At 60.8% G+C, this 25,275-nt stretch carries 26 protein-coding genes; 15 read left to right on the top strand and 11 right to left on the bottom strand.

From position 1 onward, the window contains the following. Window positions 1-110 precede the first annotated feature (110 nt). Complete coding sequence (locus tag QF015_RS04935; protein ID WP_429387808.1) at window positions 111-3,161, bottom strand: DUF3427 domain-containing protein; 3,051 nt, start codon at window positions 3,159-3,161, stop codon at window positions 111-113. A 190-nt stretch (window positions 3,162-3,351) separates the two neighbouring features. On the opposite strand from QF015_RS04935, the gene QF015_RS04940 reads away from it, so the two are divergent. The 4 genes from QF015_RS04940 to QF015_RS04955 all read left to right on the top strand — a co-directional run bounded on the left by QF015_RS04940 (window position 3,352) and on the right by QF015_RS04955 (window position 7,234). Further along, window positions 3,352-3,930, top strand: coding sequence for a DUF7255 family protein (locus QF015_RS04940; protein WP_429387429.1), 579 nt, complete (start codon window positions 3,352-3,354; stop codon window positions 3,928-3,930). Window positions 3,931-4,333: 403 nt separating this feature from the next. After that, window positions 4,334-5,596: an SIR2 family protein gene (locus QF015_RS04945; protein WP_429387431.1), complete on the top strand. Its 1,263-nt coding sequence runs from the start codon at window positions 4,334-4,336 to the stop codon at window positions 5,594-5,596. Beyond that, the gene (locus QF015_RS04950; protein ID WP_429387433.1) at window positions 5,586-6,467 is read left to right on the top strand and encodes an LEM-3-like GIY-YIG domain-containing protein; all 882 of its coding nucleotides are present in this window, start codon (window positions 5,586-5,588) and stop codon (window positions 6,465-6,467) included. Before QF015_RS04945 ends, QF015_RS04950 begins: the two co-directional genes overlap by 11 nt. A 77-nt stretch (window positions 6,468-6,544) precedes the next feature. Next, on the top strand, window positions 6,545-7,234 hold the full coding sequence (locus QF015_RS04955) for a DUF6308 family protein (RefSeq protein ID WP_429387435.1): 690 nt from the start codon (window positions 6,545-6,547) through the stop codon (window positions 7,232-7,234). A 102-nt stretch (window positions 7,235-7,336) separates the two neighbouring features. Here the strand turns inward: QF015_RS04955 and QF015_RS04960 are convergent, their stop codons facing one another. Beyond that, entirely contained in the window at window positions 7,337-8,272 is a 936-nt protein-coding gene (locus tag QF015_RS04960) for an EamA family transporter (protein WP_429387437.1), read from the bottom strand. Window positions 8,273-8,356: 84 nt separating this feature from the next. On the opposite strand from QF015_RS04960, the gene QF015_RS04965 reads away from it, so the two are divergent. Beyond that, window positions 8,357-8,860, top strand: coding sequence for a MarR family winged helix-turn-helix transcriptional regulator (locus QF015_RS04965; protein ID WP_429387439.1), 504 nt, complete (start codon window positions 8,357-8,359; stop codon window positions 8,858-8,860). Window positions 8,861-8,890: 30 nt separating this feature from the next. Further along, complete coding sequence (locus QF015_RS04970) at window positions 8,891-9,478, top strand: hypothetical protein (RefSeq protein WP_429387441.1); 588 nt, start codon at window positions 8,891-8,893, stop codon at window positions 9,476-9,478. Between the two features lie 51 nt (window positions 9,479-9,529). Here QF015_RS04970 and QF015_RS04975 read toward each other — a convergent pair whose 3' ends face one another. Further along, window positions 9,530-9,724 (bottom strand): hypothetical protein, encoded by a 195-nt coding sequence (locus QF015_RS04975; protein ID WP_429387444.1) that lies wholly within the window; start codon window positions 9,722-9,724, stop codon window positions 9,530-9,532. A 26-nt stretch (window positions 9,725-9,750) separates the two neighbouring features. Then, window positions 9,751-10,104, bottom strand: a complete 354-nt coding sequence (locus QF015_RS04980; RefSeq protein ID WP_429387447.1) for a hypothetical protein — start codon at window positions 10,102-10,104, stop codon at window positions 9,751-9,753. A 307-nt stretch (window positions 10,105-10,411) separates the two neighbouring features. On the opposite strand from QF015_RS04980, the gene QF015_RS04985 reads away from it, so the two are divergent. Both QF015_RS04985 and QF015_RS04990 read left to right on the top strand, forming a co-directional pair. Beyond that, complete coding sequence (locus QF015_RS04985; protein WP_429387449.1) at window positions 10,412-10,741, top strand: ArsR/SmtB family transcription factor; 330 nt, start codon at window positions 10,412-10,414, stop codon at window positions 10,739-10,741. Then, a complete protein-coding gene (locus tag QF015_RS04990) occupies window positions 10,734-11,141 on the top strand; it encodes an SRPBCC family protein (RefSeq protein ID WP_429387452.1) in 408 nt (135 codons plus the stop codon). Before QF015_RS04985 ends, QF015_RS04990 begins: the two co-directional genes overlap by 8 nt. Window positions 11,142-11,257: 116 nt before the next feature. Here QF015_RS04990 and QF015_RS04995 read toward each other — a convergent pair whose 3' ends face one another. After that, window positions 11,258-14,167, bottom strand: a complete 2,910-nt coding sequence (locus QF015_RS04995; RefSeq protein ID WP_429387455.1) for an NPCBM/NEW2 domain-containing protein — start codon at window positions 14,165-14,167, stop codon at window positions 11,258-11,260. Between the two features lie 370 nt (window positions 14,168-14,537). On the opposite strand from QF015_RS04995, the gene QF015_RS05000 reads away from it, so the two are divergent. The 5 genes from QF015_RS05000 (at window position 14,538) to QF015_RS05020 (ending at window position 17,746) form a co-directional block, all read left to right on the top strand. Continuing rightward, complete coding sequence (locus QF015_RS05000; protein ID WP_429387458.1) at window positions 14,538-15,314, top strand: FG-GAP repeat domain-containing protein; 777 nt, start codon at window positions 14,538-14,540, stop codon at window positions 15,312-15,314. Window positions 15,315-15,422: 108 nt separating this feature from the next. Beyond that, window positions 15,423-15,662 carry a PLDc N-terminal domain-containing protein gene (locus QF015_RS05005; RefSeq protein WP_429387461.1) on the top strand — a complete coding sequence of 80 codons (240 nt, stop codon included), beginning with the start codon at window positions 15,423-15,425 and terminating at the stop codon, window positions 15,660-15,662. Then, on the top strand, window positions 15,663-16,169 hold the full coding sequence (locus tag QF015_RS05010; RefSeq protein WP_429387464.1) for a hypothetical protein: 507 nt from the start codon (window positions 15,663-15,665) through the stop codon (window positions 16,167-16,169). It abuts the gene before it with no gap. Continuing rightward, window positions 16,166-16,570 (top strand): DUF6188 family protein, encoded by a 405-nt coding sequence (locus QF015_RS05015; protein WP_310201975.1) that lies wholly within the window; start codon window positions 16,166-16,168, stop codon window positions 16,568-16,570. Before QF015_RS05010 ends, QF015_RS05015 begins: the two co-directional genes overlap by 4 nt. A gap of 105 nt (window positions 16,571-16,675) precedes the next feature. Beyond that, on the top strand, window positions 16,676-17,746 hold the full coding sequence (locus tag QF015_RS05020) for a hypothetical protein (protein WP_429387467.1): 1,071 nt from the start codon (window positions 16,676-16,678) through the stop codon (window positions 17,744-17,746). Window positions 17,747-17,799: 53 nt separating this feature from the next. Here the strand turns inward: QF015_RS05020 and QF015_RS05025 are convergent, their stop codons facing one another. Together QF015_RS05025 and QF015_RS05030 are read right to left on the bottom strand one after the other, a co-directional pair. Continuing rightward, window positions 17,800-18,096 (bottom strand): winged helix-turn-helix domain-containing protein, encoded by a 297-nt coding sequence (locus QF015_RS05025; protein WP_310201979.1) that lies wholly within the window; start codon window positions 18,094-18,096, stop codon window positions 17,800-17,802. Continuing rightward, entirely contained in the window at window positions 18,093-18,572 is a 480-nt protein-coding gene (locus QF015_RS05030; protein ID WP_310201981.1) for a hypothetical protein, read from the bottom strand. Before QF015_RS05030 ends, QF015_RS05025 begins: the two co-directional genes overlap by 4 nt. 141 nt (window positions 18,573-18,713) lie before the next feature. On the opposite strand from QF015_RS05030, the gene QF015_RS05035 reads away from it, so the two are divergent. Further along, window positions 18,714-19,901 carry a TerC family protein gene (locus QF015_RS05035; RefSeq protein ID WP_310201983.1) on the top strand — a complete coding sequence of 396 codons (1,188 nt, stop codon included), beginning with the start codon at window positions 18,714-18,716 and terminating at the stop codon, window positions 19,899-19,901. Between the two features lie 20 nt (window positions 19,902-19,921). Here QF015_RS05035 and QF015_RS05040 read toward each other — a convergent pair whose 3' ends face one another. The 4 genes from QF015_RS05040 to QF015_RS05055 all read right to left on the bottom strand — a co-directional run bounded on the left by QF015_RS05040 (window position 19,922) and on the right by QF015_RS05055 (window position 24,189). Then, complete coding sequence (locus QF015_RS05040; protein ID WP_429387472.1) at window positions 19,922-20,524, bottom strand: TetR/AcrR family transcriptional regulator; 603 nt, start codon at window positions 20,522-20,524, stop codon at window positions 19,922-19,924. Between the two features lie 12 nt (window positions 20,525-20,536). Further along, window positions 20,537-21,388 carry an alpha/beta fold hydrolase gene (locus tag QF015_RS05045; protein WP_429387475.1) on the bottom strand — a complete coding sequence of 284 codons (852 nt, stop codon included), beginning with the start codon at window positions 21,386-21,388 and terminating at the stop codon, window positions 20,537-20,539. 29 nt (window positions 21,389-21,417) lie between these two features. Continuing rightward, window positions 21,418-22,413, bottom strand: a complete 996-nt coding sequence (locus tag QF015_RS05050) for an NADP-dependent oxidoreductase (protein WP_429387478.1) — start codon at window positions 22,411-22,413, stop codon at window positions 21,418-21,420. A 411-nt stretch (window positions 22,414-22,824) separates the two neighbouring features. Further along, window positions 22,825-24,189, bottom strand: a complete 1,365-nt coding sequence (locus tag QF015_RS05055) for an MFS transporter (protein WP_429387481.1) — start codon at window positions 24,187-24,189, stop codon at window positions 22,825-22,827. Window positions 24,190-24,371: 182 nt separating this feature from the next. Here QF015_RS05055 and phnD point away from each other — a divergent pair, with 182 nt between their 5' ends. Beyond that, a complete protein-coding gene (gene phnD, locus QF015_RS05060; protein ID WP_429387484.1) occupies window positions 24,372-25,271 on the top strand; it encodes a phosphate/phosphite/phosphonate ABC transporter substrate-binding protein in 900 nt (299 codons plus the stop codon). The last annotated feature ends 4 nt before the right edge of the window (window positions 25,272-25,275 follow it).

Genomic DNA, 25,275 nt, shown 5'->3' on the forward strand with positions numbered 1-25,275 from the left:
AGCGACGGGGAGGCTCGATCTCCCGACCTCACGATTATGAGTCGCAAGATCGGGGCACTCTGGTTCCACAGCCAGTATCTAAGAGTCCACGAGTTCTACTGCTCACCACGTCAGTGGGCCACGGCCGCTGCCGTCGAAAACACATCGGCCGGCATCGCGCGATGCAGCTTCCATGTAATCGCAATCGGCTTCTCCCCCGAATGCTGGACGTAGTCCACCTGCCCTAGACACGTGTAAGGAACCGTCAAGCCAGTTTCATCCTCAGCGGCGTCTCGGGTAAACAGCAGGATTCGCGAGTCGTTGGCTTTCCGGTCCAAATAGCGCCTACCAACCGGACTGAAGGGCGACGTGCTGTTCTGCGATTCCCAGTGGAACAAGTCAGGACTGATGGCGTAGTCCCTGTACATGGTGGTCGCGGAGTGTCTCTTGTCGTCCTTGTTGAGCGTGACGAAGAAGGCGTCGGTCGCCGTGGCTGGACACCACGCGACCCCCTCGCGATGTTGCACATTCCTCCCGCGTTCGAGTGAGCCATATTCGAGCGCGGCCAGAATCTCCTCGCGCCGGTAGGTTGCATGAGAGAGCAGTGGAATGTGCTGGAGCCCGGCACCTAGACCCTTCGCAGCGTGTTTCGATGCCGCAGCTCCCAGACTGACAATCTGCCTGATCTCGCTGCACACGAACGGGTAACTGCGCAGGTGGTCGAGACCGTCGTCGTACGTCTTGAAACCACCAGCGTCGTCCCAAAGGGTGTAGAAGAGCATCCGCGCGAATGTCTGTTCCCGTGGGCCCAGGTCCGCGTAGCGGGGCGCTTCCGCCCCCACAAGCATGGTGTAGGCCTCTGCACGCTCTGGATCATCAACGTGAATGAGAGAGGCCATGCGTCCCAGGAGCCGCTTCTCGTCCGCATCAGAACGGTCGTGATGTGTTCCCTTGAGTACGGACTCAAGTCCTGAAAAGCCCTCAATCAATTGCGCTTGGCGGAGATAGCCCGTCCACGAGTCGCGGGTTGACCGGTAGATGGACTTCAGATCGCTGCCCGATTCTCGTAGATACGCGGCCAACTCGGTTTCTGCATATGAGGCTATGTCCCGAACCAACTGCGCGCGGTTGAAGCGCAGCTGTGTCTTTATGTTGTCCAGAACCACTTTCTGCGCCACCCGATCGAGCACGATCTGTGAGCCCGACGGCAGGAACGGAAACTCATCCTCTACTGCCTTCTTCAACTCCGTCCTCCCGTACCCCGTCAGAGCCCGGTATCGAAGATCAAACCGGAATTCACGTCGTTGTTGGCCAATGAAATCGAGGACAGTGAGTACAGCCTTGTCGTCCGCTCGGCGTAGGCCGCGTCCCAGTTGCTGTAAGAAGATCGTGGCACTTTGGGTGGGGCGCAGCATCAGGATAGTGTCCACCTGTGGGATATCAAGGCCCTCATTGAACAGATCCACAGCAAAAATGCAGTTGATTTCCCGGTTTCGAAGCTGATCAAGGGCACGTGCTCTTTCGGCCTCATCAGTGCCGCCATCCACGGCCACGGACGCAATACCGGCTGCATTAAACACCATTGCCATGTAGTGGGCGTGCTGGACCGAAACGCAGAAGCCCAGGGCACGCATGTGTTCGGTCCCAGTGACTTTATCTCGGAGCTCGCGGATGACCTTTGCGGCCCGGGCATCATTGCCCGTGTACAAGCGGTCCAACTGGGCGGTGTCGTAGTTGCCGCGTTTCCATTCCAGCTGGCTTAGATCTACGTCGTCAGAGACGCCGAAGTAGTGGAATGGTACAAGGAGGTCAGCGTCCAAGGCATCCCAAAGACGAAGCTCGCTTGCAGTGCGGCCGCCGAAATACTCATTGGCGACGTTGCCGCCGTCGCCCCGTTCTGGAGTAGCGGTCAGCCCGACGAACTGCTGAGGTTTCAAATGATCGAGGAGTTGCCGATACGTGGGCGCCATGGCGTGGTGGAACTCATCGATGACTACTACGTCGAATTGATCGGGATCAAGCGTCTGCACGCCAAGCGACGCAAGCGATTGCACTGAGGCGAAGACATGGTTCCAGTACTTTGGCTTGTGGTCAGCGACGTAAAGTTCTCCGAACGCGCCATTCTGAAGTACATTCCGGTACGCACGGAGCGACTGTTTCAGGATCTCCTGCCGATGTACCACGAAAAGCAGCGTCAGAGGTCTTCCTGCCGCTTCAGAGAGCCGTTTATAGTCGAGAGCTGCTATGACCGTTTTTCCGGTGCCGGTAGCGGCCACAAGGAGATTCCTGTTGAATCCTTTTGATCGCTCGGCTTCGAGGTCCTCAAGCATTTCCTCTTGATGAAGGAAAGGCACAATTTCGAGACCCGTGACAGCATCCGGGGCGGAGGTTCGCTTGCCGCCGTTGCGTTCGAGGGCGGCGTCGAGCTTGTTGCCGTCACGATCGGGATCGTAGCTTTGAAATGCCCGTTGTTCCCAGTAGCTATCGAAAGTAACCTCGAACTTCTTGAGCAGGTCCGGCGTCGCCACAGAACTAAGTCGCACGTTCCATTCAAGGCCATCTAGAAGCGCTGCCTGGCTGAGATTGGAGCTGCCCACGTACGCAGTGTCAAAGCCTGTGTCCCGCCGAAACAGCCAGGCTTTTGCGTGGAGCCGGGTGGCTTGAGTTTCGTAGCTGATTTTCACTTCGGCGTCATAGCGACGTACCAGTTCATCGATCGCGCGACGCTCAGTAGCTCCCATATACGTCGTGGTGATGACTCTGAATTTCACGCCACGCTCGCGAAGTTGCTCTAGTGCTGGTTCTAGGAGTCGCAAACCGGTCCATCGCACGAATGCGCAGATGAGATCGACGGTGTTGGCTGACTCAATTTCCGTTCGGAGCTCGGCGGCCAGATTTGGCTCGTCCTTGTTGTTTGTCAGAAGTGCCGAATCGCTAAGCTTGGTTGTGGGGCGCCGTTTCAACGCATCTGGTCGATGCAGCGATAGCAACTGCCGGGGGCCCGGAGTGATCTGATTGTTTGTTTGGATCTCGGCGAGCAGTCGGTTGGCCAGGGCGACTCGTTCTTCGGGCCTCGCGTGCGTGAGCGCGCTTCGAACGGCGTCGGCGACGTGTCGGGAGAGTAAGTCCGGAGAATCGTCTTCGTCGACCTTGGTCACTGAGGCCAGGAGCTCCGGCACCATTTCGAGATTGGCTGCGACTTCGGTTGTGTGCAGCAGTTCGTACAGCCCTTCCGGAAGGCTGTTTCCTGCGGTTCCCCCATTGAATGTATCCACTGCGCCAGGGTATTGGGTGGGAGTGACAAAGAACAAAGACCCGCCCATCCCATACGAATAGGGCAGGGTCACAGCACCATGACCTTATGATGAGCCCATGCCAGTTGGGGATTGCGAAAATGCGTTTGTTGAGGCTGCACTTAAGCACGGTATTCGGCTCGTCCGTTACAAGAAGCCGTGGCTGAATCAACGAGGCCACTTTGGCCTACCGGATTCCGCTTCCAATGTTGCCATTCCGTTAGAGGAAATATTCGAATCGCTTGGGGGCAATGCTGCAGAGCAGTCCGCCAAACGAACGACGCCACTCCCTGGCGACTTCATACATGAAAGCACTGGGACGCTCATCGAAGTCGACGAGATGCAGCATTTCACGAGCTTTCGACTGCAGACCTTCAGCTTCTACCCTGACGCGTCGCCGCTGGGCTTTGACGTGAAGGAATATACGTCACTCTGTAAACGCCACTCACCGTCGGCAGATAAGTATAGACATACAAAGTCCGCCGCCGCCTTTGGCGTCGGTGGAAGGCTAAGACAACGCGCCTATTACGACGCATTGCGCGATCTTGCTACGCCCGCCATGGGACACCCTCCCCTGATCCGCATCCCCGCACCGGATGGTAATGGCAAAGCCGCCTTTGAGCGTAACCTCGAGCGGCTCCTGAATGCCCTCACATGAAATTCAAACCCGCCCACTTCAGACCCCAAGCTTGGATGACTCCGCCCTCATGACCACTCCCCATGTTTTTGTCACGATGGCGGACATCCTAAACTTGGAATGCGATGCTTGGCTCCTTCCTACGGATTCCTTTCTAAGCATTGGACGGCATTGGCTCCGCGCCCACGAAAACCTTCAACACCTTGCGGCGGAGTCATGTGGAGACGACTTCCGCGCAGGCCGACTCTTCGCCCAAGCCATCATGGACTGGGATCAAACATCGCCGCTCCCGGTACTCACTGCGGTCCCCAACAACATGGCTTGGGGACCACAGGTCGTAGCCGAACGACTGGAAGCTTTCGTCAAAGCCGCAAGAGACACTCTTCGAGAGCCGTCTTCGCACAGACCATACCCCCTGCTGGCAATGCCGTTTTTTGGTACTGCTGGCGGTGGTGCCGGACGGCATCTTGGCACTGCGCTAAGGGATATCCTCGATTGCGTTTCAGACCTCAGCGAGCGCTATTCGGTGGACATCGTTCTGGTCCTCCAAGATCGGGCCGCTTTCTCTCTCGCCCAAAAGCTTCGACGTGAAGCTCAAGCCGCGGGGCGCGGATGGACACCATTGAATCCGCAGCTTCAGGGCAAGGCCGTTACTCTAGGCGGCAAAGCGAAAGCCGGCCACCTTGTGCCCTTCTTGGGAGCCGGCGTGAGTGTTAGTGCGGGTGCTCCTACGTGGGGCCAACTTCTGGAGCGCCTTCGCAATGGCATTGACCTAAAGGACGCCTCGAACGTCGACTTTGACAGGCTTGGGCCCTTGGACCACGCCAGCGTCCTCGAGCAGATGTACATCGATCAGCATGGTTCCCGGGCGGAATTCGAGAAGGCCGTGGCCACCGTCGTCGATCTACCTCGTTATGGACTAGCGCCGGCTCTCCTGGCAACCTTGCCGTCCACTGGCGCCATCACACTCAACTACGATCGCCTCTTCGAGATGGCATGCGCTGACGCCCACCAACCGCGAACTGTACTACCTGAGAATGTCCCAAGCGTTGGCGGCGAGTGGCTGTTGAAGCTCCATGGCTCAGTCAGCAAACCGGACACAATCGTCCTAACCCGGGACGACTATCTCGGCTTCAACAGCAGTCGCGCAGCCTTGTCCGCCCTGGTCAAAGCACACCTACTGACACATCACTTGCTGTTCGTCGGCTTTGGCCTTGCTGATGACCATTTCCACGAGATCGTTCACGACGTGCGACGGGCCATGCCGAGCCACGACCCGGAACGGCAGCAGATGGGCACGGTTCTTAGCCTGTTTGACGAGCCGCACCAACGGCTGGTCTGGTCCGGCAAACTTGACATCCTGCCCATGGCCGGCTCGTCCCCCAACGGGACAACAAGCAAGGACGAACGGGATGCAGCCATTCAAGAGGCCGGCCGCGACATGGAAATCTTCCTGGACATGACAGCTGCATACGCCGCCGACGACCACTCGTATCTGCTTGCTCCCGCATACACACAAGGCCTCAGCACGGACGAGATTGAACTGCGTCGGACTCTGTTGTCACTTGCAATGCAGCAACAGTCACCGGCCACCGCGGAAGTATGGAGTGTCATAAGCAAGACGCTGACCAATTTGGGCTTCGACCCCGATGCGGTCTACACAGACAGGGCAGTGGATGAAAATTGATCAGAAGGTTTTGGAACAGGTGGCCGAGCACTTGGGCAACTATGTATACATGCTCCTGGATCCAAGAACGTCAGTACCCTTTTACGTAGGCAAAGGTTCGCGGACTCGTGTGGCCGACCACGGGCTCGAAGCAGAAGCATTGTCCTCGTCCGAGGACGAATCGGCAGTTGAGCATTCTCGCAAGATCCGAACCATCCAGGAAATTCGTGCGGCAGGATTCGAGCCAGACATCTGGATACTGCGACATGGCATGAGCTCGGAGTACACGCAGGTGGAGGCCGCGGCCATAGATCTCTTGTCGACATTCTTAGTGAAGCCGGCACCAGACTTACACCCGCTGGCCAACCTCGACCAGTTGACCAATGAGCGGCGCGAATCCTCGAAGGGCCATGGAATAGAAGCGTTGGCGAATATAGTGGCGGAATTCGGTGCTCCTCAGCTTGCTCCTCAAACTCCTCCTCTTCTACTTATTACGCTAAAGCAGTGGGTAGATCTGGAGGAACCTCTACCTGATGGCGGAACGCGCGCTGGCTATGGTTTCCGAACTGAATGGCTGAGCGCCTCCGATAAGTCGCTAATCGCGGCTGAACTCGGCGACTCGGTGAGAGCATGGTGGCGTATCGATCCAAAAGCCGTGGAGAGACTGAGGGTCAAACACGTGGTGGCCGTCCACCGCGGAGTAACGCGAGGCCTATTTCAAATCCGACCGGGCAGTTGGGAGTTGGACGCCGAAACGGGTCGCCGTGGGTTCAGCGTGGACCCTGTTCTGAGCGGACCCTTGCACGACCAGGTCGTGGGAAGGTATGGCTATCGGACGCCTCCCAAAAAGCGTGGCGACATTAGCGCCTTTACCTACTGGCCCAAGCAGTAGGAAAGCTGAACAGCGCGACCACGGAGCCTTTCTGCGGCCCGCAAACCTTGCAAACAACGCAAACTAAGGATTCGACCATGGCCTTGCCGGAAATTCTCTCACCTGCGCGCGTAGACGAGGCTGCTGCTCTCGTCAGCGAGTATTACACTAAGCTCTACCGCCACGGAATCCCTCAGACCGGCAGTCGTTTCGACGACTGGGCCGGAGGAGGCGAGCGGGCTGAGGTGGCAAATGCCATCACGGCAGATGATCTCCTCGCCGTTTCCTTCCTATCGGTGCAAGTACCACCTCCCGCGATAATCGGGCTCCTTGAAACACGTGAAGCGGAGGTTGCGAAGCTGCTCGAAGAGATTCCGACCGGCTTGGATCTGGCAGCTGTTTCGGCCGACGAGTACGAAGCCGTCCTTGGTGCCCTGAGTCCTGCCAACAAGCTCTGGCGTTTGCTACGAGGCACAGACACGTACCGGTGGGGAATCGGGCCCACCACGGCGAGCAAGATAATGGCCCGGAAGCGCCCTCGCCTCGTCCCTATCTACGATTCTGTGGTGGGGCCGCTCATGGGTCTGAACAACAATGACACTCAATGGCGGACTTGGCACACTGTTCTGACCGATGGAGGCGGGCTCCCTGACCGGCTGACGGCAATACGGAAAAAATCCGGAATTGACCTGCAAACTTCTCAACTGCGCACCATGGACGTCGTCCTCTGGATGCACGGCAAGAAGCTAGGCATGAACGTTCAGGACGATGCGGATATCAGTTCGTAGGAGAGTATGCGCAGATCCTCATGCTGTTCTGACTTGTCCCCAGCACGACGCCACCGCCTGCTTTTTGCAGTCGAGCATCAGCTCCGTCGATCCCTCAGCGTCTCAGCCTTTTGGGGGAGTTGCCGACCCGGAAGGCTCCCGGAGCGCCCGCTGCACCAAAAACACTGACCCCAGCACCAGCACCGCACCCACCAACTGCCACCCCGACAACGACTCCCCAAGGAACACAAACCCCAGCACAGTAGCAACGAGCGGGCTCAGGAATCCCAGGAACGACACCACCATCGTCGGCAGCCGCTGGATCCCCCGGAACCACACCGCATAGGCAGCCAAAGCACCGATCACGCTGAGGTAAGCAAAGCCCGCCAGGTTAGGCGCAGACACCGACGCCGGCAGCCCTTCAACCACAAACGTCACGGGCAGCAGCATGACTCCGCCCATCGCTAACTGCAGGCCGGTGAACCCAAGCAGCCCCACGCCGTCGGGCTTTCCCCAGCGTTTGGTGAGGACTATGCCGGCCGCCATGCTCAGAGCCGCCGCCATCCCGGCGAGCACACCCACAAGAGTCAGCGTCGCGTCGGATCGCAGGACGAGCAAGCCGACACCTGCGGCTCCCACAGCGCAGGCAATGATGTGCGCCATGCGGATCCTCTCCCCCAGTAACAGCACACCAAGGAAAAGCACAAACAGTGGCTGGATGGACATGACCAGCGCAGCGAGCCCACCCGGCAGTTGGTACGCGGTGAAAAACAGCAGGAAGAAGAACAGCCCGATGTTGAGCGCGCCCAGCGCCGCAGCTTTGAACCACCAACTCCCCCGTGGCCACGTTCGGGTGACCAGCATCAGCACGAGGCCCGCTGGCAGGGCTCGCACGGTTGCGGCCAGGAGCGGCCGATCGGCGGGGAGGAACTCCGTGGTCACCAGGTAGGTGGAGCCCCAGACCACCGGCGCGAGCGCGGTGATGAAGAGGTCTCGAGGGGAAGCCTTGGACGCCCCAACTCCCGCCCTGCTGGCAACCGCTGCAGATGAGCTCATCATTCACTTCCATACATTTCGATGTCGAACTATTTGATGTAAGACAATGTAAGTCCTGTACTGTTTGAGGTCAAGCATGGGAGGACGATGGACCGCGACGCAGTAGACCTGATTCTTGAACAGTGGAACAAGGAGCGACCCGACGTGGACGTCAGCTCCATGGGCGTTCTGGGCCGGCTCAACAGGGCGAGTCGCCTCGCCTCACTGGCCGTGCAGAAATTCATGAACCAGTTCGGGCTGGAGCCGTGGGAGTTCGACGTCCTGGCAACACTGCGCCGGTCGGCTGCCGAGGCGCCGTTGACGCCGGGTCGACTCGCCAGCCTCACCATGATCGGCTCGGCGGCCATGACCAACAGAGTGGACCGGTTAGTAAGCCGCGGCCTGGTTCATCGCGAGACCAACCCCGAGAACCGCCGGCAACTACTCATCAGCCTCACGCCCGAGGGACTCGCCTTGGTGGATGACGTAGTGGAGCACCACGTTGAGAACCAACAGAAGATGCTTGAGGGCTTATCCAAGACTGAGCGGACACAGTTGGCGAACCTTCTGCGAAAGTTCCTGCTGACAAACAACGACGGCGACCCCTCCTAAGCGGGTACGTCACCCATGCGAGGATGAGGCGTGGACACTTCCTCTGAGCAACTGGCGATCGCAATTGGAAAAGCGCTGGGCGGCGGACAGGCAAGCGCCTACACCGGCACCTCGTATTGCCAGAGCGGCGACCACTTGGTGAGACATGCAGTTTCGGTGCACCCAAGGGCCTTCATGTGGTCTGCGAAGGAGCTGCCGGACGGACCGACGAGAACATTCGACCCCCGCTCCCTTACCCTTCAGACGGATGGCGCCGATGATTTCAGCCTTTCCATTGATCGCATCCCGTTTTCCTTTCCTGAATCCGTCAAGCTTTCGTTCCCACTCTCCCTGCCCATATGGGGCCGACAACTGGACGACTATCATCCGGTTGCATGTGAGGTGAATGGCTCGGACACAACGCTCCTCCTCAGGCACCGCGTTGACCCGACAATCTTTGGTTCCTTCACCTTTGAAACAGAAAGCGGAATCGCAAAAACCCTGTTCACGCCCACGACGGCACTGAAACTGGAGCGCGACCTCCCTCCGGAGAGCGGAGAACACGGCTTCGGATTCGTGTCCGGCTTCGGTGACCCCGATTTGCAGAATCGCCTTCGCCCCGACGAAAACACCCATTAACAACAAGATGGCCTGCAGACGTCAGTCCACAGGCCATCCTCAATTTCTCGCTCATTCCAACTCGCCAGGTTCCTGGCTGGACTCTTTACGCTTGCTCCGCCACAGAAGCCACCAGCCATAAACGCCACCAGCTAGCATCACAGCAGCACCCAGTCCCCGCCACCAAACGAACGGCTGCCAGGTTGCGAAGATGACGGCCATCACGAAGAACATCACGACTTGCAACGACGATGGAGTCTTATTCATCGAGATCATTTCCATTAATTAAGGGGCTACCAACCCGCGCAGCCCATGAGCGTCAGCCCAACGCTCGACAACGTTCCAGCGAGCGCCCACCCAACAACTGCACCGCCCGGCGCGAAGATGGTGACCATACTGACTCCCACGCCTAAAGCGCAGCTCCAAAGGACCGACCCCGGACTTCCGCCGATGTTCAAAGGAGCCACCTGCTGGCCGCCAATGTACACGTCGAGGTATCCCGGACAGCTGGCAGGGTCATTGCTGGTCCAGTTGAACGACATGCCCAAGTTGGTGCAGAAGGAGTAGTACTGGCCAGCCGGCTCTGGCGGCGCCGGGCTGTTCACCTCGCCTGGAATTTCGACGGCGGCCACTTGCTGCACGCTCATCGGTTCAGATGCGTTGGCGGGAGCCAACCCCGCCCAGGGCCAAACCGGCACTAATTGCGAGTGCTGTTGCTATCTTGCTGATGCGCTTCAGGATCATGATTGCTCCTAGTGAAGAACGATCTTGCTTTGACCCACACAGCCTGTGCGTGAAAACCCGGACTAGGTACCCAAATCCCCCAAACTAGGTGCTGTTTCAGCCGATTTAGGTACTGAACAACCCGAAAATGAGTGCTCAGACAGCTTGCCTAGGTGCCAGCCACCTCCCAGCAACTTGTCATTTCGGAAATTTCCGACATATGATCGAGCAGTGCCCATCGATGTCTTCGGAGCCCTCGCGAACCCTTCGCGGCGTACCATCCTCGACAACCTCCTCGGAGGCCCCCTGACTGCGGGCGAACTCACCGGCAACTTGGAACTCAGCCGCTCCTCAGCGTCGGAACATCTCGGCGTCCTCAAAGAAGCAGGCCTGATCCGCGAAGAACGGAACGGCCGGCAGCGGATTTACCATCTCGAGGCCCGGGGCCTCCAAGAGGTCAACGGATGGCTGAAGAACTATGAACAATATTGGAACCGGCGGCTCGATGCCCTGTCCGATCTACTGGACGGCCAATCTACGGAACAGGAAACCCATGGCTGACAACGCAATCCGTCTGGAACGCACCTTCCCGCACCCCAAGGATGCAGTGTGGGCAGCACTGACAACGCCCGAACTCCTCGCCCGGTGGTGGGCACCCGGCGACATCGCACCCGTGGTCGGCCACCGCTTCACTATGGACATGGGCGGTTGGGGCCAGCAGCCATGCGAAGTCCTCACGGTCGAACCCGGCACGTCCATCAGTTTCACCTTCGCCGAAGGCACCTTGGACACCACCATCACCTGGAGGCTGAAAACGGTCGACGCCGGGACCACGCTCTACTTCGAACACGCCGGCTTCAACTTGGACTCACCCATGGGACGGCAGGCCATCGAGGGCATGGGCAACGGTTGGCCCGGCCTCCTCAACCGCATCGATCAGGTCTTGGTTAACGCCAGCTAGTCCCGAAATAGGTGGCGGAAGCCGAAGAATGAGTACGCCTCGAAGCAGAATGAAACAAGTGTGGGACCCGTCCCCTGCGGATCCCACACCTGCCCTACCTCAGCCGATCAAGAAGCTCACTTCAACCCAGGCGGAACATTCCCCACGGCAACGCCCATGATGTTCAGCCCCTCATTCACCAACGCACTCCCCTGCGGCAACGTCACACTGGACACCTCGAATACCGGCGGAATGTCGATCTTCGTGGCAAAGACACGGGCCGGCTCATCCACCCGCACCACCGTCGACGGTCCGCCGATGTAAGCCTGCGTGTGCCGCTGGTGATACGCCGACTCAGCAACAACCACCGCGGTATCCGTAGCAACGCCGGTGCGCCAGTTCGGCAGCGAAATCGTCACCGTCCTGCTCTGCCCATTTGTGAAGTGAACTGTCGCCACACCGGAGGACACGTTGCCTGTGGAGAATCCCGTCACCAGCAATGTCCGACCCCGCCCAGACAACGCAACCTCCTGCCCCGCAGCTTTCAACGTGTCCGGCGTCCCCACAGCCGTCGGATGCCACACGGACGAGACGCCAAAGGCCGAATACGATGAACCGCTCACAAGCCCGGCCGCGGCCAACGCCTCCTCAGAGAACGTCCGACGGTCAGACGTGGCAGCGCCATTCCGGGGATTAGCGGCATTAGCCACGGAGGTTTGATTCACCAATGAAGCAAAAGGCAAAGGAGCAACAGCAACACCAGGCCCTTGGTACGCACCGATGTTCGGCGCCCCAACAGGAGCCCCGACGGAACCGACACCAGAGGTGGGGTTACCGAAAAAGTCCCTGCCGCCGTCGTCGGCTACTACAGTGCCAGCACCCAGCAACGGCGACCCGGAAGCGAGCCGGTACCCGGGAACGTCCAACGAAGACTGCCCCGAACCACCAGCAACCAGCAAAGGATCGCCCAGCACCGACCCCGTCTCGCCAGCGGGCGGGAGGATGCCACCGAAGTACGCGTTGTTCGCATACACAGCAGCAGCGGATTTAAGAACACCTCCAGGTGCCACAAACAGGTTGTTCCGCACCTCACGCGGGCCGGTCATGTCATCCAAGAACACGCGCGACGGGCAGTAGAAGGTGTTGTTGTAGATGTAGTGCTTGCCGGTTCCGCTGCTGCTGCCGCCCAGACGGCAGTCGTCCTGGGCGATGTTGTAACGCAGCACCACGTTGGCCGCCGTTGCCCCGCCGCCGCAGTTGGACACACAGTTGAGGTAGAAGCCGCCGGCGTTCCCGTAGGAGTAGTTGTACTGGAAGAGGCACGTTCCCACGATCTTCATGTCGCAATCCCAGGCGGTGGAGTCGTACGTGGAGGTGGTGCTGTTGCCCACCACGTTGAACTGGAACACCGGGTTCTTGGAGTTGTACGGCCACATGCCCGCGAAGTTGCCGCCCTCATAAGGGTGTGCGCCTTGGCCGAGGTTCAGACCCCTGTTGTGCTCGATGAGCGGCGCGTCAGAGTTATGGATCACGATCGCGTCGCCGCCCACGTCATGGATCTCGTTCCGCGCAACGTACACCTTGGTGTTGTAGCGCTCAGTGGTGTCGGGAGCGGAGATCTTCACACCACCTCCGGCAGCGTCGTTGACCTCGTTATCGGTGATGGTGATCCCGTCCACCGACCCCTTGCCCCACGTGCGCACCATGATGCCGGCCGACTGCGCAAAGCCAGCGCCGTTCGTCGCCTTATTGCGCCACCCTGCCACGTCCTCCACATGGTTGCCCGTGACCACAATCCCGGCAGTCTGCGCCGCACCTGTGTTCTCGAAAAGGATCCCAACCCTCCGCACCGGGGTGTCCGACGGGTTCAGCACATGCAATCCGCTCACCGTCCAATGGCTGGCGTTAGTGATCTGGATGGCTGCAACCGCGCCGTTGCCGTTGATGGTCGGCTTACCGCCGTCACCGTAGGAGGAGAGCGTGATGGGGTGGTTCGCGACGCCGGTGCCAGCCGGCGTGAGTGCACCGGTGCAGTCAGTGCCGGACCGGAAAAGGATCGACTCGCCAGCGTTGAATGCGCCATGGCCGTTCACCTGGGCGATCGAATTGAACGGGCTTGCCTGGCTGCCATTACCGGAAACAGCGGCGGAGCAGTCCACATAGAACTTCGCATCGCTGATCTGCACAATGAACGCGCCGATCCTGCCCGTGGTGGCCACATCGAACGGCCCCGTGCCGGTGGCGAGCAGGTCGGTGGTCCCGCCCGCAGCTCCCGTTGGCACCACAAAGGTGATGGCGGCCGCGCCGGTGGCGTCAGCAACGGCGTCGGCCATCTTTTCGCCCCGGAGGCTCAGGCTGACGGGGCTGAGCGGCTTAAGGTCACGCACGACGACGGTAGCTGGCGTCCCGGGGACCAGCCCATTGAGGTTGGTCCCGGCTGAGCCCTCGACCCGCAGCGGTGCTGCGATGAACGCGTCCGAGCAGTTGATTTTGGCATCGGCCCAGTCGGCGTGATCGTTGCCGTTCCCTTCCGGGCCGGTCTCCACCTTGAGCTGCAGCGTGGTGCCGCCTTGCAGGTTCACATTGACGGGCAGGGCTCCGTCCGTCCCCTTCCGCTCCCCCGCGAACCGTTCCACCCCGTCCACCAGGACTTTGAAGTCCACTCGGCCGCGGTCGGCCTGGGTGTCATCCACACCCACCTGCGCAAGGAACTGCCGGCACTGCCCGCCAAGGTTGTAGGAAATGGACGACGCCGCGTGGGTACCAATGCCCTTCGAGTACACGGTGCCGCCGACGGTCAACGGACGGCGATTCGCATCGCCCGCGGCTTGGCCTCCGTTGCTCATGTCCAGTTCAGCCGGTCCCCAACCGTTGCTCATGCTGGCCCACGGAACGTCGCTGGCATATACGACGCCGGTGGGCGGGGGTGGTAGTTCAGCTGCGGTTGCGCTGGGGCTGGCTGCGATTCCGGTTGCCAGTGCTGCTGCTGTTAGTGCCGCTGATGCGGCGATTGCTGCCAGACGCCTGGCCATGGGTTGCGGGTGCAAGTGGGGCTCCTCATTGAGTGGGTTTCCTCAAGGAGTTTCTTGCGGGGTGTGCGTTTGTGGCAACCAAATGCACAGGTATGAACAGACTGCGGCGTCATCCGCTTGCCGGAGACTCTCTGGCCCCCGGCCACCCCTAACAAAAGCCACCCAACAGGACTAAGCTCCGGTGAATCGATTGATGACTATGTTGCTAATGGGGGTAACAGTGATGTTCCGATCAAAGTCGACCAAGAATTCCTGCCACAAAACATCCGAAAATCGTAGGTGCCCACTTTTCATAGGGACAACTCTGGCCGCGGCCGCGGCAATGCTCTTGGGTACAACTGCCCTTCCAGCACAGGCAGGCCAGCCGAGCACACGCGCTTCAAGCGTGCCAGCAAACAACTGGGACTACGTCGACATCAACACCAGCTACTTTCACGACGTACTGGCCCGAGACACAGCCGGTGACCTTTGGGTCTATCCCGGCGACGGCAAAGGCGGTTGGAAAAAGCCCCCCTTCAAAATGGGCGAGGGCTGGAACGTGATGACCGCAATCATTGGTGCGGGCGGATTCCAAAGCGAGTTCAACGACGACATTCTTGCCCGGGATACCAACGGCGATATGTGGCTCTACCCCGGCGGTTACGGGTACCTCAAGCCACGCACCAAGGTAGGCGTTGGCTGGAACGCCATGACCGCCATCATGGGACCTGGTGACTTCGACGGCGACTACTGTGCCGACGTCATCGCCCGCGACGTCGAGGGCCGTCTCTGGTTGTACCCGGGTGACCACCAGGGTGGATGGAAGCCACGGGTCCAAATCGGCGTCGGCTGGAACGTGATGACCGCACTGATCGGCCGCGGCGACTTCAACGAGGACGGCAAACGGGACGTCATGGCGCGCGACACCAGCGGCCGGCTGTGGCTCTACCCCGGCGACGGCAAGGGTGGATGGCTGCCGCGGATGCAGGTAGGCGAAGGATGGAACGCCATGACGGCCATCATCGCTACCGGGCGCTTCGACGGCACCTACCCAGGGTATTCGCAGATCATCGCCCGCGACGCGAACGGAGACCTCTGGCTCTACCCTGGCGTTGGCAGTCGGCACCTCGAACCCAGGAAGAAGATCGGGGAAGGCTGGAACGTCATGACCGCGCTGGTCTGACCCAGCCCACACGTCACTAAACGGCCGACACCCAAGGCGCGTTCCGACGTCGTACGTCTGCAGCCCGAGTGCTACTTTGTACGGAAGCTGCTGGTTCAGGGGGATGACATGGAAGCTTGGGAATGGGTCGTGGCACTGCTGGCAGGACTGTCCGCGGTGTTCGTCATGGGAGCGAACATTTGGGCAATCTTCGATGTCCTGCGGCAGGACGGTCTCGATCAGATGACCCGGGTCATGTGGGTACTGGTGTTCTTCGTGGTGCCGCTGTTCGGTGTTGTCGTGTGGCTCTATGCCAAGCCGCGTCCAAATGGTTTGGGTAGTCGCCTGCGATTGCGGAAGACTCTTTAGATGATGGGTACAGCCACTGTGGCCTTGATTGCCGCACAAGCATTGTGGTCTATCAGGCAAGATGCGGCAGCCGCGGCTATCGCGGCCGCGACGGACGCCCTGGTCGAAGGGCTCGACGGCCCGGCCCTCCGCGAACTTGCCGGCGCTTGGCCGAACATCAACGTCTTCGAGCTCGGAGTACTTATGGATGATGCTCTCAAGGAGCTGGGCGTGGCGACGGGCGACATGACCAAGGACGATGCCCAGCTTGTGGCGGCTTACCATTACGCCAGCCAAACCACCGATGGAACCCTGCCGTTAAGGGAACTCGCATCGTGGGCGCACCGGGTTGTCGGCCACGAAGGACACCCAATAGCGCAGGAGCTGGTTGAACTCGATGACGCATATGATGCGTATGACGGATGGGGTGGGAAACCCGACGACGCCATGCAGGTGGTCACTAATTTCATGGACGCAGCCGGGCCGGAGATTCAAAAGTGGATGCGACCAGGAGCGGCGAGCCAATGAAGCCCTCACTCGTGCTGTGGACGTGGCCCACGACATTCGGGCCGGACGAGATTGTCCGTTGCATGGTCGATTATGCCTTCAGCATCGAGACCAACGGCGGCATTGTCCTCAGGGTCGAGAATGAATTCATTTACAAGACAGCTTCAGGCCTGATTCATCGTCTCGACCCCGCCGGGGTTCCTTCCCTGTTGGGTCCCGCACTCTCGATCGCACGTTCCGCAGTCACGGTAGGGATCGCTGACGACCGTGGAAACCTACATGTCGACTTCGCCGACGGTAGCTCCGTTGGGGTCTCGTCAAATGAACAGTACGAAGCCTGGACACTCAACGGGCCGGAGGGATTGCTCTTGGTTTCTTGCCCCGGCGGCTGTCTCACAACCTGGGGTCTGGACGGACAGTAACCCCATTGAAAGCATGTTCAAGCGTCAGGCAAGCTGCAGGCACCCAAGGCGCGTTCCGGCGTCGTGATTCAGCGCGGCAGAGCTTACTGCTGCAAGGATGAAGGCATGGAATCAGCCGTAGAGCAATTGCTTAGTGGGCCTCGTGGGCGCCGCCTCTGCCTTGAACTCGCGATGGAAAAGGACCAGGACATCCGGATCGCCGTCTTCCACCTCGGCTACAACCTGGATCCTGGCGTCGGCAGGTCACGAAAACTGTTGACCATGAATCCCTCCGGAGAGGATCCGCCGCACCTGCCGGAGCTGACTGTGGATGAGCTTGCAGCTCTGATTACGTCCCTGGATCTTCAGACCATCACGGACGAGCTGGTTCAACACGCCCTACAGCGCTCCGTGGACACCGCAAGATACTGGCAGGAGCCCGACGGCGAAGACGTCCTCGCCGCCACCGAAGAAATCACCAAGTCCCTGACGCACGTTGCGGAAAGTCTGGTCGATTCACCCGAAACCCAGTGGTGGAACCAGAAGGCGCAAGCCGGGCAGTCGTCCATCGACTGGCGCGCAGAATCAGATCCCGCACTGCTCCCCCGAAACCCGCAACACATGCTGGCCGAATGGGCACGAAAGGAACGGGCCGAGGAAATCCGCGCGGCCAAGGAACGGCCACGAGACCCTCGCGCCAACTTCAGCGGCGAATGGTGGTCGATCCCCCATGGCCTGATCCACACCGTGGCGCGGATCCCTGAGGGGCTCAGTCTGGTTGAAGATTCCCTCGGGTGGGAAGAAGCCACCGTTATCCCCGTCGCCGGAACAGGAAGAATTCTGGAGATCACCACAGAAGAAGACTGGATCAATTTGTGCCGGTCTTTCCCGCTGGAGGTCACCGCGTCCCGCCGTCACGACTGGTTCCGCACCACTGGCCGCCATGGGCGCTGGGTTATCCCCGACTGGGAGCAAGCTGCAACCGAATGGGATGCCGTTCACCTCACTGTCGCCGGCTACCTCAGCGCGGCGGGCCGCGCACTCCCAGTCATCGAGGATACCTCAACCGTCATCGCGGGGTGGGACCCTGGCAGCACCATTTGGCTCACGGACGTGGCCCGTGAATCTGAACTTCCACGACAATTCTGGCAACGGCCGCGTACCGAGGAGCAGTGGCGATTGACCCCGACCGGCTAGACCCCGCTCAGCCGCCGTCCGCCGTCGTGCGTTCCCGCACGGGCCCCGGCGGGTCAGCTTCCGGCGATGTCCCGCAGCGCCTGCAGATGCCCGGTCCAAGCCTTCCTCCCGTCGGCGGTAACGCTTGCCGACGTCCGGGGCATTTTGCCTGCGAAGCTCTTCTTGATCTTCACGTAGCCAGCCTTCTCCAAAAGTGAGAGCTGCTTGCTGAGCACGGAATCGCTGACCTGGATGGCGTCCCGGAGGTCCTTGAAATCCATCGACTCCGCTCCTGCGAGCGCCGCCATGATGGAGAAGCGGACCGGCGAATGGACAACCTCGTTGAGCTGGTGGCGGGGGTGGTCGTTCATGCGCGGAGTTCCCGGAGTGCCGCACCGATGCCGACGGCTGCCAGCAGGAGGGCGGCGGGGAGGTAGAACCAGAGGTTCCCGTCCCGGAAAACGATGGCACCCACTGCAAGCAACACCACATAGAGGCCGAAGTATGCCAGCAGCGATGTCAGGAAGCGCTTGGTGTATCCGGCTTTGGTGGACCGTTGGAACATAGGCCAGATGGAGGCCGTCACAGCACCCCAAGCGCCTATCGAGCAGGCCAACAGGGCTGCGCCGTAACCGGTGACCAGCACGATGTGCATCCCGATCATCAGCAGGGACCCGATGATCGCGAGGCTGGTGAACATTACGGCAACAGGCCATGCGGCCGCATTGGTGGAAGTTGCGCGGATGGCGTCGGCCTTGGCGAGGAGTTCGCGCGCTTCGGCTGGCGACAGATTGCCGGTGATCTCGTTCATGGTTCCCCCAAAGATGTTGATCGTTGGGACCAACATAGGAAAGTACTTTCCATGTTGTCAAGTACTTTCCAGCAGGCGCCAGTTACCACCAGCCCCATCACTCCCGGTAAATTTAACTCCACGAGTTTGACCCTCGGTGAGCAACACCACTCGCGCGCCTCACGAAAGCAGGATCATATGACCGTCTCTCCCCTCATCTGGGGCATCACCATCGTCGTCATTTTGGCGCTCTTGGCCTTTGACTACTTCTTCCATATCCGGAAGGCACACGTCCCTTCGCTCAAGGAAGCGGCCATCTGGTCCTCCATCTACGTGGGCTTGGCCGTGCTCTTCGGCGTCCTGGTGCTGGTCTTCGGCGGCGGCCAAATGGGGTCCGAGTACTTCGCCGGCTACATCACGGAGAAGGCCCTCTCGGTCGACAACCTGTTCGTGTTCCTCATCATCATGGCGAGCTTCCGGGTGCCGCGTGAAGACCAGCAGAAGGTCCTGCTCTTCGGCATCGTGTTCTCGCTGATCGCCCGCACCGGCTTCATCTTCCTGGGCGCCGCGCTGATCAACTCGTTCGCGTGGGTGTTCTACATCTTCGGCCTCATCCTGCTACTCACGGCAGGCAACCTGCTCAAGCCCGGCGACCACGGTGACGGCCAGGCCAACAACTTCATCATCCGGCTCGCCAAGAAGCTCTTCCACACCACGGACAAGTACGACGGCGACAAGCTCTTCACCGTCGTCAACGGCAAGCGTGCCCTGACTCCCATGCTGCTGGTAATGGTCGCCATCGGCGGCACGGACATCCTGTTCGCGCTCGACTCCATCCCGGCGATCTTCGGCCTCACCCAGAACGTCTTCATCGTCTTCACCGCGACGGCGTTCTCCTTGATGGGCCTGCGCCAGCTCTACTTCCTGATCGATGGCCTGCTGGACCGCCTCATCTACCTCTCCTACGGCCTGGCAGCCATCCTCGCCTTCATCGGCGTCAAGCTCATCCTCCACGCCCTGCACGAGAACAACTTGCCTTTCATCAACGACGGCGAGCACGTCAACGTCATCGAGATCACCACCGGCCTCTCGCTGAGCGTCATTATCGGCGTCCTGATCGTCACCGTGGTGCTCTCACTGATCAGCCCGGCCGGCAAGGCCCAGACGGCAATCAACAACGCCCGCCGCCACGCGGTGGACTACCTGGACCTCGACTACACCGCCGACGCCAACGAGCGCGAGCGCATCTACCGCGCACTGACCGCGGAAGAAGCCCAGATCGTGCAGATGCCGCTGAAGTACCGGAACAAGGCCAAGGACGTGGACAAGATCCGCGAGCAAGTGGCGGAAGCACACCGCCAGCACGAGGCGTTCCTCAACCGCTAAGGCCCCCCAGACCTAAGACGTCAGGCGCCCAGGAGCACGCTGATCTGATCCCGGATCCCGTCGCCAACCTGGGCGTCTGTCATTCCGGTGGTGGCCGAGGACGTCATGCTGATGAACATGATCGCGGAGATGATCCGTGCCAGCTTGGCGGGGTCGCGGGCAAGCAGGTGCTGGTCGCGTCCCAGGGCTTCGGCAATGGCTTCTTCGGTACGCACGGTCAGGGACAAGGCCTCTGCATGGTGCGGCTCGGCGGGATCGCCGAAGACGATCTCCCTCAGGTAGGTGCGGCCGTTCTCGATCTGCACGCGGTTGCACTCGATGATGGGTCGAATAATGGCCATCACCGCATCGAGAACCGCGACTTCAGCTGCCGCGGCGTCGATCCCCGACTCCAGCGCTTGGGCGTACTTGGCGTTGTGCACCAGCAGAAGCAGCTCCGCCTTGTTCTTGGCGTACAAGAACAAGGTTCCCGCACCGACGTCGGCCTTTTCGGCTACTTGCTGGGTGGTGACCTCGTCCACTCCATGCTGGGTGAAAAGCTCACGGGCAGCCGCGGTGATACGGTCAAGCTTCTCCTGCTTATTCCGCTCACGTCGGCCAAGTGTCTGGGGCGCAGGTTGCATGGAGCTACCGTATCAGCGGTCCAGGAACTCGAGGGCTACAGGGACGAACCTGTCATGGAATTGGAAGATGCCACCATGTCCCGAATCAGGGTAGATGACCAGTTCGCTGCCGGGAATCCGACGGTGCATGTCGCTTGAAAGCACGGACGGCACCATACGGTCGTTGTCTCCGTTGGCGATCAGCGTCGGCTGGGTGATGACGCCCAGATCGGCCGACGGCGACAGTCCCCACCGACGGATGGCTTTCAGTTGCGTCTGGAAGGCGCTGAGCTTGATGGGTGCCTCTCGGTTGGTGGCGCGTACCTTGAGTCGGTTAATGAAGGCCCGGGCGGCAGGCTTACCGGCGGCATTCCTGTTGAAGAACAGGAACTCCTTGGGATCCTGCCGGGTGAGGCTGCCCCGGAGAACGTCGTAGTACGTGGTTCCCATAATCTTCTTGATGCCTTCTCCACCGGCAGGGCCGGTACCGGCGAGAACCAGCTTGCGTACCAAACCGGGGTGCTTGAGGACCAGCGACTGCGCGATCATGCCACCGAGCGAGAAGCCAAAGAGATCCACCTTCTGGTAGCCGAGAGCCTGGATGAACGTGGCCGCATCGTCGGCCATGCTGTCGATGCTGTCCGGAACGGCGCCGGTGGACGCGCCCACGCCACGGTTGCTGAAGGTGATCACGTGATGCTTCGCGGCGATGGGATCGATGATGCGCGGATCCCAGTTGTCCATGGTCCCGGCAAGGTGAATCAGGAAGACCACTGGAACCCCGCCCCTTGGTCCCAACTCCCGGTAAGAGTAGGTGACCCCGCCGGCCGTCACTGTCTTTGCCGGAACCTGCAGATAGGTCTCCGTGTGCTGTTCACTGCTCATGAAATTCGTCCTGTCCTGGTGGTTGCTGGCTAAAGGTGGCTAATGACGGTCTTGCCGCGGACGCCGCCCTTTTCCAGGGCTTCGAGGACATCGGCCGTCTGATCGAACGGCACCACCCGGCCCAGGACCGGCTTGATGTCCCCGGCATCGATGAGTCCCGCAATGCGGCGAAGCTGGTCGCCGTCGGCACGCATGAAGAGGAACTCGTAGCTGACGCCCAGACGGCGGGCCTTGCGGCGGATGCCCGAGCTGAGCAGGGTCGTCGCACCCAGCAGTACAGGGTTTCCACCCACCTGCCGGGCGAATCCGGCATCAGGCGGACCCGCGATACCGATGGCCTTGCCGCCCTTCTTCAAGACCTTGAGAGACCGTTCCAGGTTCTCGCCGCCGAGGCTGTCCAGGACGAGGTCGTAGTCGTGAAGGATCTCCACAAAGTCCTCGGAGCGATAGTCAATCACCACATCAGCGCCCAGCTCACGGACAAAGTCCTTGTTCCCTGCGCTGACCGTCGTGGCTACCGTGGCGCCCAAGTACTTGGCCAACTGGATGGCGATGGAGCCTACTCCCCCGGCACCCGCATGGATGAACACCTTCTGGCCGGGGCCAACGTTTCCGCGCTCCACCAGCGCCTGCCACGCGGTTAAGGCGACCAGCGGAAGCGAGCCCGCTTCTTCCATGCTGATGGTGGCCGGCTTGATGGCCAGGTCTTCTTCGGCCACGGCGATGCGCTCCGCGAACGTGCCGATCCGGTGGTCCCCCGCACGGGCGAAGACCTCGTCGCCGGGCGTGAAAGACCGTACTTTCGGCCCCACCTGCAGGACCACGCCAGCAACGTCGTGACCAAGAACCTGCGGCAGTTTGTACGGGAGGATCTGCTTGAACTCCCCCAGCCTGATCTTCTCGTCCAGCTGGTTCAGGCCCGCTGCGTGCACCTGGATGAGGACATCGCGCTCCCCGAGCACCGGCTCAGGTACGTCGATCTGCCGCAGGGGCTCCTTGTACTGATTGAGGACGAAGGCTTTCATGTGGGTCTCCCGTATTGTTTCTGACTTAACTCAATTATGAGTCGACTCAGTAATTTAAGCAAGGGTCGCTGCGGACGTCCCCCGTCGGAGAGGCCCGCACGCTACCCCGGGAGACGCACCGACGTGGGTTTGTTCGGGCTAGCCCGCCTGTTCGGCCGGCCACCCTCAGGTCGGCAGCAAATTGCTCGAAACTGGCGTCGAAGGACGGGATCTTGTTGGCGAACAGCGGGAAGGCTCTGGTTCGGATCCACGATCCACCGCCGTGCGGCACCCGCCCGGGCTCACGCCGCAATCGTGATGCATGCCCGGCGCCGGTGGGACTGCTGAGCCCCATGTAGACGACTCGCTGCGTATAAGACGGTAGGAAACGTCGAGTACGCAGCGAAACATCGAAATGGCCAGCCTGAAGCGTTACGTCGCCGGCTTCCGCCACATGACGGCCAGAACCAGCACCACCGCGCTGAGCCCCAACATCACCAGGACCATGATTCCCCAGTTGGCCTGATTCACGCCCGGGCCGTAGAGGACACCGATCAGCACGGTGGCAGTAATCGCTCCAAGGTAGCGGCAGGTCTGGAAGATTCCGGCGGCCACCCCGCGTTCCTCGGGTCGTGCGGAAACGTAGAGGCCCTGGTTGGAGGCGGTGCTCACCACACCGTAGGGAACGCCCATCAGCGCAGTCAGCACAAACACCAGCGGCGCCCACAATGTCAAGGTCAGGAAGCCGAGCGTTCCCGCCGCGACAGTCAGAATCAAGACGCCGGTGATCAGGACGGAACGCACGCCGAACCGCTCAATGAACCTCACCGTCAGCGGCGTTACCACCACCGACAACGCCGCAAGGGGCAGCATCAGCAGGCCGACCACACCGGCGTCGTACTGTCCTGCTTCCTGCAGCAACTGCGGAAGGCCGAAGAACGCAAAGTAATAGACGCCGCTGAAGACGACGAAGAGCAAGTAGACCAGCAGCAGGGGGCGGTTTCGGCCCAGCAGGCGCAAATCCAGGAACGGCGGCTGGAAGCGCAGCTCCCGCCAGGCGAAAAGCGCCCCGATCACTGTGGCAGCACCCAGCAGGTACCAGCGGTAGCCGGGCATCACGTTGAGCAGCGCCATCATCGCAAGCATGAGCGAGGTGACGAACGCCAAGATGCCGGGGATATCGGAATCGCGGAGCAGTTGGCCGAGCTTGCCGGTTTCACGCCCGGAATCAACGGGTGCCACCTTGTAGACCACGATCATGGCCAGCAGTGCGATAGGCACGTTGATCGCGAACAGCGCCTGCCAGCCGACCAGGCTCACCAACAGGCCGCCCACCACCGGCCCAATGGCGGCGGCCGACGTGTTCGCCATCTGGATCCGGCCCAGCGGCCGCGTAGACGGCAAGTTAGCCAGCCGGCTGAGCTCGGTGACCATCACGACGGCGGACGGATACGCCGTCGCGGTCCCGACGGCCATCAGTGCGCGGGCCACGCAGACCAAGGCGAAGTTGGGCAGGAACGGGGCGATGGCGCAGGTAACCGCCACCAATGCCATGCCGAACATGAACAAGCGGCGCGGGCCGAAGCGGTCGGCAAGCCTGCCCATGAGCGGCTGGCCGGCGGCGGACGCGAGGTAGAAGGAAGTGATGACCCAGGTGACCGTGGCGACGTCGAGCTCGAAATGCTCCCTTAGGACCACCAGGGCAACGGCGATCATGGACGAGTTCAGCGGGTTCAGCGCCGTCCCGAGGCTCAGCGCAGCAATCGCGAGGCCGGGGCGGGGTTTGTTGACGGTCACCCGTCTAAGTCTGCTCCATGGTTGCCTCGGGTCACCAAGCGGGGTCACAGGGCGGACTTCGTAAGCCATCCCAAACAGTTAACCTCCCCGCCATTTCAAGTACGGCAGTCTCGTAATTCCGATTCAGATACTGCTGGTTTCGTAATTCCGTCACCCCAACACATATGACGGAAGGCACCACCATGCACGCTCGTGCAGGCATCATCGCAACTTCGTTCATCGGCCTGTTGGCCATCGGCGCCCTCGCTGGCTGTTCCGGCGACGCCAACGCGGCCGGAGACAACAAGAGCAAGACCGAGATCGTCTTCGCCACTCCCCCGGGTACCGACGACCCCGATGAGCAGGCCATCATGGCCGACCTCGCCACCATGGTGGGCGACGCATCCGGCCGCACGGTCACCAACCTCCAGCCCGCCGACTACCTCGGCGTCGTCGAAGCCGTCCGCAACGGATCCGTGGACGTCGCAGTCCTCAGCCAGTTCTCCGCAGCACTCGCGTACAAGACGGACAGCGTGGATCCCCTCCTGGTCTGGCCTGCCAGCACAGAGCCCGCCAGCTTCTGCCTGGCCAAGAAAGACAGCGGCATCGCCTCTCCCGCCGACGTGAAGGGCAAGCAAGAAGCCTTCATCGACCCCGGCTCCACCACCGGCTACTTCATGCCCAAATCACTCCTGGCCAAGGCCGGCCTCACGGACGGCACCGACTACAAGAGCACGTTCGCCGGCTCCCACGATTCGGCAATCCTGGCACTGGCCAACGGCAACGTGGACGTCGCCTGCACCGCCCGCCAGCTCTACCCCACGTTCGTCCAAAAGGGCCTCATCAAGGAGGAAGAGACCACCATCATTGCCAAGTCCGATCCCATCCCGGTCGGCATCTCCATCGTGGTGCGCAAGGACCTGGACAACGAGGCCCGAGAAGCCCTCAAAGCCAAGCTCCCTGCACTGATGGTCGGCAACGAGAAGATCGCCAAGACGTTCGGCATCACCGGCGAGCCCACCAAGGACCCGGAATTCACCACCTACGCTCCGCTGGTGGACGTGGCCGAGTCCATCGGCGTTGACCTCCAGGACCTGCGATGAGCCT

Source organism: Paenarthrobacter sp. TE4293, assembly GCF_050435325.1.
GTDB lineage: Bacteria > Actinomycetota > Actinomycetes > Actinomycetales > Micrococcaceae > Arthrobacter > Arthrobacter nitroguajacolicus_C.

Coding starts and splice junctions, on each gene's coding strand:
- QF015_RS04935 (WP_429387808.1), bottom strand. CDS start 3,161: ATGGTGCCGGAGCTCCTGGCCTCAGTGACCAAGGTCGACGAAGACGAT.
- QF015_RS04940 (WP_429387429.1), top strand. CDS start 3,352: ATGCCAGTTGGGGATTGCGAAAATGCGTTTGTTGAGGCTGCACTTAAG.
- QF015_RS04945 (WP_429387431.1), top strand. CDS start 4,334: ATGCCGTTTTTTGGTACTGCTGGCGGTGGTGCCGGACGGCATCTTGGC.
- QF015_RS04950 (WP_429387433.1), top strand. CDS start 5,586: ATGAAAATTGATCAGAAGGTTTTGGAACAGGTGGCCGAGCACTTGGGC.
- QF015_RS04955 (WP_429387435.1), top strand. CDS start 6,545: ATGGCCTTGCCGGAAATTCTCTCACCTGCGCGCGTAGACGAGGCTGCT.
- QF015_RS04960 (WP_429387437.1), bottom strand. CDS start 8,272: ATGATGAGCTCATCTGCAGCGGTTGCCAGCAGGGCGGGAGTTGGGGCG.
- QF015_RS04965 (WP_429387439.1), top strand. CDS start 8,357: ATGGACCGCGACGCAGTAGACCTGATTCTTGAACAGTGGAACAAGGAG.
- QF015_RS04975 (WP_429387444.1), bottom strand. CDS start 9,724: ATGAATAAGACTCCATCGTCGTTGCAAGTCGTGATGTTCTTCGTGATG.
- QF015_RS04980 (WP_429387447.1), bottom strand. CDS start 10,104: ATGAGCGTGCAGCAAGTGGCCGCCGTCGAAATTCCAGGCGAGGTGAAC.
- QF015_RS04990 (WP_429387452.1), top strand. CDS start 10,734: ATGGCTGACAACGCAATCCGTCTGGAACGCACCTTCCCGCACCCCAAG.
- QF015_RS05005 (WP_429387461.1), top strand. CDS start 15,423: ATGGAAGCTTGGGAATGGGTCGTGGCACTGCTGGCAGGACTGTCCGCG.
- QF015_RS05010 (WP_429387464.1), top strand. CDS start 15,663: ATGATGGGTACAGCCACTGTGGCCTTGATTGCCGCACAAGCATTGTGG.
- QF015_RS05015 (WP_310201975.1), top strand. CDS start 16,166: ATGAAGCCCTCACTCGTGCTGTGGACGTGGCCCACGACATTCGGGCCG.
- QF015_RS05020 (WP_429387467.1), top strand. CDS start 16,676: ATGGAATCAGCCGTAGAGCAATTGCTTAGTGGGCCTCGTGGGCGCCGC.
- QF015_RS05025 (WP_310201979.1), bottom strand. CDS start 18,096: ATGAACGACCACCCCCGCCACCAGCTCAACGAGGTTGTCCATTCGCCG.
- QF015_RS05030 (WP_310201981.1), bottom strand. CDS start 18,572: ATGTTGGTCCCAACGATCAACATCTTTGGGGGAACCATGAACGAGATC.
- QF015_RS05035 (WP_310201983.1), top strand. CDS start 18,714: ATGACCGTCTCTCCCCTCATCTGGGGCATCACCATCGTCGTCATTTTG.
- QF015_RS05040 (WP_429387472.1), bottom strand. CDS start 20,524: ATGCAACCTGCGCCCCAGACACTTGGCCGACGTGAGCGGAATAAGCAG.
- QF015_RS05045 (WP_429387475.1), bottom strand. CDS start 21,388: ATGAGCAGTGAACAGCACACGGAGACCTATCTGCAGGTTCCGGCAAAG.
- QF015_RS05050 (WP_429387478.1), bottom strand. CDS start 22,413: ATGAAAGCCTTCGTCCTCAATCAGTACAAGGAGCCCCTGCGGCAGATC.
- phnD (WP_429387484.1), top strand. CDS start 24,372: ATGCACGCTCGTGCAGGCATCATCGCAACTTCGTTCATCGGCCTGTTG.